This window comes from Butyrivibrio sp., from assembly GCF_024699075.1.
Window position 1 is genome coordinate 1 of sequence record NZ_JAILQF010000370.1, and the last position, 8243, is coordinate 8243.

The window sequence follows — 8243 nt, forward strand, 5'->3', positions numbered from 1 at the left end:
ATCTATATTAGCAACATGCATTGCATCTCCGTGTCCAAGCTTTGCATAGATACCGTTAGGAAGATAGTCGTAGCTACTGTATAATACGCTTCCGTCCTGATCAATGCAGGCAGCTCCGTAGATTATCTCCTGATATCCATCGCCGTCAACATCTGCTGTAGATAAGCTGTGATTACCCTGACCTGCTATAACGCCGTATACAGGGTCAGAGCCCATAAGCTCATGCGGATTATCATTAAATGGATTCTCCATGCGGACATATCCTGAGTCTATGCTCCACTTTTCCCTGAATCTGTTTTCAAAAAAGTCATAGGCAACCATAGTTGTCCTTGTATAATAGCCTCTGCAGATGATAAGGTAAGGTCTTTCTCCGTCAAGATATGCAACTCCAGACAAGAACCTGTCTACCCTGTTGCAGGGTTCAATCCTTGGCATGGAATAATCGCCCCACATAAGACCGTCATCATCTCTGCCATATTTAAATGGTATAGTCTCAAGCTCTCTTCCGTCTCCTCCGAACATGGTAAGATACTCAGGTCCCTTGAATATAAAGCCGTCAAACTCATCAAGCTTGTTCTTTGCGCTTCTACTTGGTGCATATTCTTTGATAAAAAAATCTGCAAGCTCTTTAGCATCACTGTCAGAAAGAGGGTACTTATATCTTGGCTCTATATTAAAGCATTCTTCAAGCGTTGCAGGCCAGTGCCCGTTTACAACTTCCGGATGACTTTGCCAGTTTTTAAAAACATTAGCAAGGTGATCAAAATAGTCCTTAGAAGAAGCTACGTAGTTATCATCATTAGATATACCTTTTTGAATATCTTCTTTTGGAATAGTAATAAAAGCTTTCTTTACTTCCCGGCCCTCACTATCATAAAAATGCATACAAGTTCCTGGCGCAGTCTTTACGGCCATCTCAGCTGTCCCGTCTGCGTTAAAATCATAGACCATGAACTGGGTATAGTGAGCGCCTGCCCTTATGTTAACGCCCATATCAAGTCTCCACAAAATGCGGCCATCAAGCTTATAACAGTCGAGAAAGACTTTACCTGTATACCCTTTCTGGGATACGTCCTTGGAATTGGTAGGATCCCACTTGACGATATATTCATATTCTCCGTCACCGTCAACATCTCCTATACTGATATCATTGGCATGATAGGTGTAGGATTCACCTAAAGGAGTGGTTCCACCATCAGGTATCCTCAAAGGAATATCAAGATAGTTTTGGCCGCTATCCCAGGCTTTAACTTTAGGAGAATCTTTAAGCTTTTTATTTATATCTTCTTCAGAAGGCTCATTGCCGCTTTCATAAGGAATCACACTATACATATCATCCTTAGTGCCTTCTTTATCAAGGTAGTTAGTGCTGTCTGTTACATAGGCAAGAAGCCTTCCATTTTTACAAAGTGCAAAGTCGCATCCTGTAAGGCCTGTATCACTACTTCCTGTAACCTCATCCTTAAAAAGCCTCCAGGAAATAAATATGCAGTTTCCTGTACTTACTGCTACAAGGCCTCTGTTTATCTTTTCAAGCTGAGGATGTAATACCTTTTGTATAGGCGTTTTAAGCTCTTTACTCTCTTCAAGTATCTCTCCGTCTCGAAGGGCCTGCACCGTCAGATAATAGGGAATTCTTGGCATTTTGTGAAATACAGCTTTAAGATCTGTCGTCTCAATAAGGGTCTTTTTGAGCATGCTCTCTCTTTTTCTGTCTTTCCATAAAAGTCTGTAGCTCGTAGCATCCTTGACTTTATCCCACGAAATAAATATGTCATTGTCTGTTATATTATCAATACGTAGTTCCATGCTGTATCCCTTTCTCCATGTATTCGAGTCATTATGTTCAGGTCTTTATATATTTGGCCACTTCATTCCTAATGATATTTTTATGCTTTGTGAAAAGAAATATCCTCCATTCCTTCCACAAGTTCCTGAGCCTTTATGATAGTATCCGGAAGATCCTCTTTGATAAATTCAAGTGCGATTATCACATTAAGGCACCACTGGGCTGTAAAATTCGTCGTGATCCATGGAATCTCAGTAAGCTTTTCATGATTACCCGCATCTTTTACTATAGTTGTCATAAAGCCGTCTTTATTATTTTCACTTATAAGGCTCGCAAGAAGAGCCTTCCAGGTACGCTTTGCAGCAAGATGTCCTTCTTTTTCATGGTCTTTTATAAGCGCATCCTTACCTATTGTGACGCCTTTACAATTTCCTTTTATAATATTTGCAGCAGCATATGCCCCAAGACCTGTAAACATGAAGGGGTAGGTATATTCCCTTTCTCCAATAAGACCGCCGCTTTCCTTGTCCTGCTCATCTTTTGGCAAAAGAGCAAATCGCCCAAGCTCTACAAGCATCTGGTTAAAAACAGGTTCGTCCAAAAGATCAGCGCTCTCTGTCCAAACGCTTGGCGCACCCATACATACCTGAAGATGAGTTCCTCCTGTTGTCCTTTCGCCTATGTAATTAAGGTGGACGCTTACAGGGTCAAATTCAAAATCAGGGCCTGATATAAGCCTAAGCGGAGCTTTCTCCAGATCTTTAATGCCTGTTATTATCTTATCCTTATACTTCTTATCATCTTTTCTTTCCCACTGAGTCATCCAGTTTGAAACAAGAGATGACCAGTCAGGGCCGCTTCGGGCATGACTCTTATAATGCATTTTGTCCTTATCATAAAAGTCTCCCAAAGGGTCCTTATTCAAAAAGCTGTTCTCATTATCCTTAAGCTCATCAAAAATATCTTCCATGCGCCTGTCACCTGTAAGATAATAGTAGACTCTGTGGTGAGAAGCCATGGCTATTCTTGCTTCCTTGCAAGGACAGCCCCAGTGGCGCACATTGTGCCTTGAGCCAAGCCCCTTGTATTTGCCAAAATGATAAACGTCTACTTCACTTGCATGACGCGAAAGCTTCTCTGCAAGATAGAAGGCATCTGAGCGCCCTGTCCTTAAAAAGTAGTTCCAAAGCCATAAAGTTGGCACAAGCTCTGTATTATCCCAGGCATATCCGCCTACGTCATACTTCCACTGATGTCTTACAGCATCATAGGTATGCATGAAATCGCCGTAATTAAACAGTCCATACCAGTTTCTATTATCTGCTTCTTCTTTGTAAAAAGAGAAAGCTCTGTCAAGCTGGTCTTCAAGCCATCTCTCAACTTCCGTATCATTTTCAGGTAAAGACCAGTAGCCAAAGGCCTTCATCTGATGGTATTGTTCCGGACTTGCCACATATAATGCCGGATGATTTACGCTTCTTGCAAATGATATGACAGTCTCATCATCAGGAATAATGTCATTTGAAAATCCAAGAGCACATTCACTTGTAACTGCTATGCCGCAGGGATCTGCTCCCTTATAATCGTATCCTTCATAGCAGACCTGATTGTATCCTCTGTGAGCATAGTGCCTGAAATCAAAGCTGTTTGCAAAAGGGCTGTAAAACCATATGGTGACATCTGCCCTGTCAGACGATAAGCCTGAAACATTTATTCCTCCCGGATACTTCTGCCAGAAGTCTCTTATACCGAGCATGACGCTGCCATTTTCAGAGCCAAAGGCTGCTCCTCCAATGCTCCTTTGTCCATGTAGGGCATCTATCATGCATACGTCATCATATCCAAGCTTTTTGCTAATGCAAAAATGCTGGGCGCTGTCCTGGGAAAGAGTGTAGGTATCCCAGTGTGGCGAATTGTCTGTGATACTTTTTATATGCTCATTGATTTCTGAATCGCCACATTTTAATAAAGCTTCATCTGTGATATTTACACCCTTCATCTGATCCTCATACAAGAAAGAAGGGATGCGAGGACGCCAGGCGCTAAGCGGCATACATACTTCATGGAATACTCCTGCATCTCCTGTCATCTTAATGTGACGGTTATACAGTTTTCCTTTTAAAGGGCTTTCAAAAGATATACCTATACCCTTTAAATAGTCCTTGTCTTCTTCTCCGTCATACATAAATGTATGCTGTATCTTAATATCTCTTGCTGCTGTTCCTAAGAATAAACGTATTATAAAGGGGATCTTTTTTGAACCCTTGTTATCAGATGATATGCATTCATGAATTCCTTCATAACGCACAACTGTCTGGGCATCCCCGCTATCTTCTATTTCAATATTTTCTATCTTTCCGGTATAATCTCTAATTATCTGCTGCCTGCAGCCAGAGCTTTCAACCCGCTCTTCTAATTTAAGTACCGGTTTTGCATGTGCAAATACTATGCGTTTGTTACTGCTTATACTTTCAAAGAGCTCATCTGTATCTTTTTGAATTACCGCGGTAAAATCTTTTCCTGAAATCTCAATAGTATTATCTGTATTATGTACAGATACACTGCTGCCTTGTGCAGAATCCTTATATAAATAATTATTTGTGATAATTTCAGACTCATTATCTGATTTACTATTTACATGATTTTCTATATTACTTGCATAGTCTTCTGTATTTGTTTTATCCTTGGTTTTATATTCTACTGTAACCACTTCTCCGAGTGCTTTACTGTCAGCACAGTGCGCTGTCCACTTTATGCTGCCATCTGGCCAGTAAGCTGTAATACGTGACTGAAGAGATATCTCTTTTCCCTCTTCATTTGTATAATAAAACTCTGTATCAGAAAAAGTCCCTTTAGGGATCTTTCCTTTTTCCCACATACATCCAAAATTTGCTGTTCCTGTTACGTCTTTTTCCAATCTGTGTAGTTTCATGATAAGTCCTCATTAATGGAAAGCACCGGCATCCGCAAGGGATACCGATGCCCCACTTTTAAGAAAGGTTAATAAAACTTTATATAGGAATTTTTACATGGCTTAGTTATATGTAATACTTTTTGATCATCTCTGAGCATTAACCTCTTCTATGATAGCGTCATAGCCCTGGCCTCTGATTGAATCAAGTGTTGCCTTGAACTCATCTAATGTGATGGAACCGCAGATGTACTGAGTTCTTGCTGCTGTAACCTGATCATCAAGGTCAGCTCCAACCTGTGAGTAAGTATCAGAACCTACCAGATAAGAGAGTGCAGGGTTAACTTCTGCATATTCAAGAGCCTCAGCATAAGCTGCATTCTGAGCATCACTGAACTTGTCTGACTTAACAGGAATTGCGCCTGTTGAAGATTCAGATGTAGGAAGGAATGTTAAGAGCTGGTTGAGACCCTTATAGTTATTAGCAAGTGCAACTGCCTCTGTGTTCTCAGCATCTGCATCAAGATCTTCGATATAGCCATCTGCGTCATACTGATAGTTGATTCCTTCAAGACCATACTGAGTAAGTGTAAGCATTTCAGGTGAGCAAAGTCTGTCAAGAACTGTAAGTGCTGCTTCTATCTTCTCAGGTGTATCAAGTGTTGTAGCAGATAATGTGAAGAATCCGTTATAACCTGCTGTTGCAAGTGTGTGACCGTTAACTGCTCCGTAAAGTGTCATGCTTGCAGGCTCATCAGGGTTAACTACAGAAGGTGTAAGAGTATCTTCTGCTTCATAGTACTGCCAGATTCTCTTACCGGAATCAAGTACGTCGATGAAGACACCGTTTTCACCTGTCTTACATCCGTTAGACCAAGAGTCTGTAGGACGGCTATAGAAATCTGCAGGCATAAGGCCATCATCATAAAGTTTTTTGATATAATCAACTGCTTCAAAGTATTCATCTGTTGTCCATACAGGAACGAGCTGTCCGTCAACTTCCTGCCAGCCATTACCGCAGCCAAACCATGTCTGGATGATGTCGAAAGGACCTGTATAAGAAGTCATCTCCATACCGATTGTATCGTCTACGCCATTTCCATCAGGATCGTTATAAGTAAAAGCATAAAGCATGTTGTAGACATCATCAGGAGTTGCATTTTCAGGAAGCTCTACGCCAAGCTTTTCTGCCCAGTCCTGACGATAGCTAAGGCCATAACGTCCAACAACACGGGTACGTGGAAGAGCTATAAGCTGACCATTTACTGTAAGGTTAGCTGCAACATCTTCTGAAAGCTGTGAAAGATAAGGATACTTTTCTGAATCCCAGATGTAATTATTAAGGTCTACAAAAGCTCCGTTCTTGGCAGCTGATACAACGTCACCTGTTACAGTTCCGCCCCATGACATGATCTGAGGCATTGTTGAAGGGCTTGTAAGTGCCAGAGAGTTCTTTTCAGAAAGAGCATCATTAGCGTACCAGATAAGTTCAAGATCTGCGCCGCAAAATTCTTCGAGCTGATTCATGATCTCTTCTGCATAATCACCAGTTGCGTTAACGCCTGCATTTACATCGATAACAGACCAGGTTAGTGTCTGGCGCTCAGTGCTTTGTGCCTGTGTGCTGCCTGATTCTGTAGAACCTGTTGTCTGATTTTCTGCTGCATCTGTACCAGTACCAGTCTGTGAATCCGAGCTTCCACAAGCTGCAAGGCTCATGACCATAGCAGATGTAAGTAATGCGCTTACTACTTTCCTTTTCATATCATTTCCTCCTTTGAGTGAAAATATCTGTAGGGATATATCCCATAACATTTTTTATAAGTATCAGCCCTTAACTGCGCCTACCATAACGCCTTTAGTAAAGTACTTCTGAACGAAAGGATATACGCAGAGGATAGGTAATGTGGCTATTACTGTACAAGCCATCTTAACTGCCTTATCAGGCGGTGTTCCGTTTATATCAAAATCATTGGCCATGTTATCAACAATTGTTGATGACTGAAGTATTATGGATCTTAACTGTATCTGTATAGGATACTTTTCTGCGGTCTGCAGATAGATCATGGATCCAAAATAGTCATTCCAAAAGCCTACTCCGTAAAAGAGTGAAATCGAAGCTATAACTGGCTTTGATAAAGGAAGTGCAACTTTCAAAAATATCTGAAGGTCATTGGCACCATCCATATACGACGCTTCATCAAGTTCAACCGGAAGTCCCTGGAAGAACTTCTTGATGATTATCATATTGAAAGGGCTAATAAGTCCGGGAAGGATAAGTGCCCAGTATGTATCATACAGTCCGTATGCTTTATAGACGATGAAGGATGGGATCATACCGCCGCTAAAGAGCATTGTTACGATTACCATGTTCATTACGAAGTTTCTGCCCCTGAAATGCTGCTTGGAAAGTGGATATGCAAATGTCAGAGAGAATATCATACACATTATGGTTCCAAGAACTGTAAGTATTATTGAGTTTCTAAGTCCTCTTAATATATTTGCGGTCTTGATCGCGTACTTGTAAGCATTAAGTGACCATACAGAAGGTATAATAAAGAAAGCTTTTTCTGTTAACTCTTTTTCCGTTGCAAATGATCCGGCAAAGACATAAAGGAACGGAAGAATTGTACTTATTGCTATAAGTCCAAGTGCTACATATATGATGACGTCAACTATTTGATCGCCCAGAGATTTTTTGACCTTAGAGCCGCTTTTATTACCTGATTTAAGCATTCCGTCTCCTCCTTTCTAGTAAATTCCGCTTTCACCAAACCATTTTGCAACTCTGTCAGACAATAGTACCAGGATCATTCCAACAACTGATTTGAACATACCAACTGCTGATGAGAATGAATACATACCATTTTTAATACCTTTTGTATAGATATAGGTATCAAATACTTCTGCTCTTGCAAGGTTTAAGTCATTTCTCATAAGGAATATCTGCTCATATCCTGTATTAAGAATTCCGCCAACTCTTAGTATCAGCATCATGATGATAGTTCCTTTTATTGCCGGAAGGGTGATATGCCACATGAGTCTCCATCTTCCTGCGCCGTCAACTCTGGCTGCTTCATACAGTTCCTGATCTACTCCGGAAAGTGCTGCAAGAAAGACGATCGTGCCATAACCTGTCTCACGCCATATATCCTGTCCTACGATAAGACCCCAGAAGGTTGATGCTTTGGATAAGATATCAAAGGTGCTTCCAGTAAGCATTCTTGATATAACATTGAAAACACCATCTGTTACATTAAAGAGCTGATAAGTCAAACTGGCGATGATAACCCAGGATACAAAGTGAGGAATATATACGAGAGTCTGAACAAATCTCTTGTACATACTGTGTCTTACTTCATTTAAGAAAAGAGACAGTATAATAGGTGCAGGGAAATACAAAACAAGCTGCAGTAAGCTGATTCCAAGTGTATTGGTAAGAAGCTTTCTAAAGTCATTATTACTAAAGAATCTGATAAAATTATCAAAGCCTACCCATTCACTTGCCCATAACCCCTTAAATGGACTGTAATCTTTAAAGGC

General features: G+C 40.7%; 5 protein-coding genes. All 5 read right to left on the minus strand.

Annotated elements, in window-relative coordinates:
* On the minus strand, positions 1–1809 hold a 1809-nt coding region (locus K6G87_RS14795), incomplete at its 3' end, for a rhamnogalacturonan lyase family protein (RefSeq protein ID WP_296838903.1).
* An 80-nt stretch (positions 1810–1889) separates the two neighbouring features.
* Entirely contained in the window at positions 1890–4721 is a 2832-nt protein-coding gene (locus tag K6G87_RS14800) for an exo-rhamnogalacturonan lyase family protein (protein ID WP_296838905.1), read from the minus strand.
* 126 nt (positions 4722–4847) lie between these two features.
* Positions 4848–6464 (minus strand): ABC transporter substrate-binding protein, encoded by a 1617-nt coding sequence (locus tag K6G87_RS14805; RefSeq protein ID WP_296838907.1) that lies wholly within the window; start codon positions 6462–6464, stop codon positions 4848–4850.
* Positions 6465–6527: 63 nt separating this feature from the next.
* The gene (locus K6G87_RS14810; protein WP_296838910.1) at positions 6528–7436 is read right to left on the minus strand and encodes a carbohydrate ABC transporter permease; all 909 of its coding nucleotides are present in this window, start codon (positions 7434–7436) and stop codon (positions 6528–6530) included.
* Positions 7437–7451: 15 nt separating this feature from the next.
* The coding region (locus K6G87_RS14815) for an ABC transporter permease (RefSeq protein WP_296838912.1) at positions 7452–8243 on the minus strand (792 nt) is incomplete at its 5' end.

What these genes read in the sequence shown, in the direction of transcription:
- K6G87_RS14800 (WP_296838905.1), bottom strand. Translation starts at nt 4,721, where the DNA reads ATGAAACTACACAGATTGGAAAAAGACGTAACAGGAACAGCAAATTTT.
- K6G87_RS14805 (WP_296838907.1), bottom strand. Translation starts at nt 6,464, where the DNA reads ATGAAAAGGAAAGTAGTAAGCGCATTACTTACATCTGCTATGGTCATG.
- K6G87_RS14810 (WP_296838910.1), bottom strand. Translation starts at nt 7,436, where the DNA reads ATGCTTAAATCAGGTAATAAAAGCGGCTCTAAGGTCAAAAAATCTCTG.